Source organism: Limnospira sp. PMC 1279.21, from assembly GCF_032349615.1.
GTDB classification, from domain to species: Bacteria; Cyanobacteriota; Cyanobacteriia; order Cyanobacteriales; family Microcoleaceae; genus Limnospira; species Limnospira fusiformis.
Map to the genome: position 1 here is coordinate 1 of NZ_JARPLU010000318.1, position 2,694 is coordinate 2,694.

Consider the following 2,694-nt stretch of genomic DNA (forward strand, 5'->3'; position numbering starts at 1 on the left):
ATGCCATGGATTCCGTTCTCAAAGCTGCGTCCTAACCACCTTGACTAATGCTATATTTCGGGCATTTCAGCCCTATTTCATACCCGAACGTCTCGCACCCGCATCTAACACGAAGTATTCACCTTTGTTAATACTTGAGTAAATTCGTGCTATTGCATCTTGAGCCGACCTGCCAGGTCTAAACCCATAGCTTGTGCCCTCAAATCTTGATTCCCATTCGGGCTCAAGTGCCGACTTGACCAAGGCTTGCCTTGCTCTATCTTGGATAGTGGGTATTCCCATTCCCGCTTTTTTCATCCCTTCCAGGTTTTGGAATCCACACCCGTCGCAGTGGTTTGGCTTTGAGATTTCCCTTAATGCTCTCAACCAGTTCAAACCTTTGCCTTGGAGAGATTGCTCTTACTCCATCGACTCCAGCCGTTTTCTTGCCTTGATTATCTTGGGTTACTCGCCGTACTGCTAAGAGTCGGGCATAATATGATTTCACCAATAGACGTTGCAACCTTCGTGCCTTTGCGTCCTGTCCCGATTTAGCTGCTTGAAATATCCTCTTTTGGAGTTTGAAAACTTTTCGCTGGACTTTCGCCCATGGAATTGCTTTCCATGCGTTTTTCGTAGTCTTGATTGGTTTGGGTTTACCAAAGCCTTTCTTTAAACTCGCCTGCGCCATTTGTGCTCCTACTAGACTCTATTCTTTACAATCAAACCGTGACCCGTCTGCATATCCTTATCATTACAGTAAGGCGTTGGCTTCTGGTCACATCTCACCCCCTAATAGGCTTACGCTTACACTTTTCACTACTGACTTTCTCGACCAGATTATCAGAGCCTAAAAGGGGTTAAAACGTTCCGTTTATATGGGCATTCCATCTTTAGATTTGTCCTATCCATCGGGGTATCTTTAAAGGTCTGTGTAGGTGTCCTATAGAAAACCCTACTTTTCCCCTTACTCTTTTGAGCGCAGCGTATCAACCTATTTCGCTGCTTATTAGTTACGGTGGTTCAAGCCAGACATTCGGTTTCCCTAATCATAGATAGTTGGCAGTGGTCTCGATTCTGGTGTTAGGTTACACCTCGGAGCCTTCCGTTCCCCGCTTCGGTCTTGGTATTGTGAGTCCCAAAACCGGGGGTGGCTATCGCCGTTACCCTCACCTCTGTTTCGTACTTTCCATTATGTTAAGAATTATTACGATTTGTTACAGAGTGTATTGACCTTGGGTTCCCTGCCTTTATTTGGTATCCTAAGATACAAATCGTCGGGACATATAAACAGTTATGGGATGGTCAGGGGTGTGAATCCCTTATATTCCACCCAGGGGTGGAAGTCCCACTAGGAGGTTATTTCAGGCATCGCAGCCTTATTTGACTCCTAAACGAATCACACGTATATTTCTATACTAACGTCGGGACATATAAACAGTTATGAGGATGGTCAGGAGTGCGCTCCTTATATTCAACCAAGGGGTTGAAATCCTCACCAGGCAGTTATTTCGGGCATTGCAGCCCTATTTGATGCCTGAACGTCTCGCACCGCTACTTACTCTTTACGGCGGTTCAAGCCAGACATTCGGTTTCCCTAATCATGGATGGTTGGCAGTGGTCTCGGTTCTGGTGTTGGGTTACACCTTGGAGCCTTCCGTTCCCCGCTTCAATCTGACGGGTTGTGAGTCCTAAAACTGGGGGTGGCTATCGCCGTTATCCTCACCTTTTGTCGTAACTTTTCCGTTATGTTAAGAATTGTTACGTTTTGTTACAAAGTATGTTGAGCTTGGAGTCCCTGCCTTGATTTGGTATCGTGTGATACAAATATTCGGGACATATAAACAGTTATGGGGATGTTCAGGAGTGCGTTCCTTATATTCAATCAAGGGGTTGAAGTCCCCACCAGGCGGTTATTTCGGGTGTTTCAACCCTATTTCATGCTTGAACGTCTCGCACGGATTACCAGAGCATACCACAAAGGGAACACAGTTTCCGTGGCCGCGCTCAAGGCTGCCAGGAATGCCACCTCCAGAAAGCTGCCTGAGACTTTGTTTAAGGCTCTCTGGGATATGCGATAATCCTACTTTAAAGGTTTCCTTATAAAGGCCCCGCTGATTTGTTGGTCAAGCGGGGCTTTTTACTGTTGAAAGTTTGAGTGTAGGATAGAAATTATCGTGCGAGACGTTCAGGCATGAAATAAGGTTGCAATACCTGAAATAACCGCCTGGTGCGGATTTCAACCCCTCGGTTGAACATAAGGATAGCACACCTGCCCATCCCCATAACTGTTTATATGTCCCGACGCTTGGAGAAATCTAAGTAAGGCAGGGAACTCAAGGTCATAAACAAACTGAGAAATCAGGGAGTAGAGAGTAACGGCGATAGCCACCCCCAGTTTTGGGAATCATAACCTCAGGATTGAAGCGGGGAACGGAAGGCGTGAGGGAAAACCTATTCCCAATAATACGACCACTGCCAACCATCCATGACTAAGGAAATCTGAATGTTCCGACTTGAACCATCGTAAGTATTCAGTAGCGAAACAGGTTGACACGCTGCGCTCAAAAGAGCAAGGGGAAAAGTAGGGTTTTGTTAATAACACCTACACAGACTTTTAAAAAGTACCCCGGTGGATAGGACAAGTCTAAAGATGGAAAGCCCATATAAACGGAACGTTGTAACCCCTTTTAGGCTCTGATAATCTGGTCGAGA

1 protein-coding gene is annotated in these 2,694 nt (G+C 45.9%); it reads right to left on the minus strand.

Features of this window, described 5'->3' with window-relative positions:
- Window positions 1-256: 256 nt before the first annotated feature.
- Window positions 257-670 (minus strand): reverse transcriptase N-terminal domain-containing protein, encoded by a 414-nt coding sequence (locus tag P5683_RS24060; protein ID WP_006669203.1) that lies wholly within the window; start codon window positions 668-670, stop codon window positions 257-259.
- Between the last annotated feature and the right edge of the window lie 2,024 nt (window positions 671-2,694).

Bases quoted from the DNA above. Each gene is read 5' to 3' on its own strand.
- P5683_RS24060 (WP_006669203.1), bottom strand. From the start codon at position 670: ATGGCGCAGGCGAGTTTAAAGAAAGGCTTTGGTAAACCCAAACCAATC.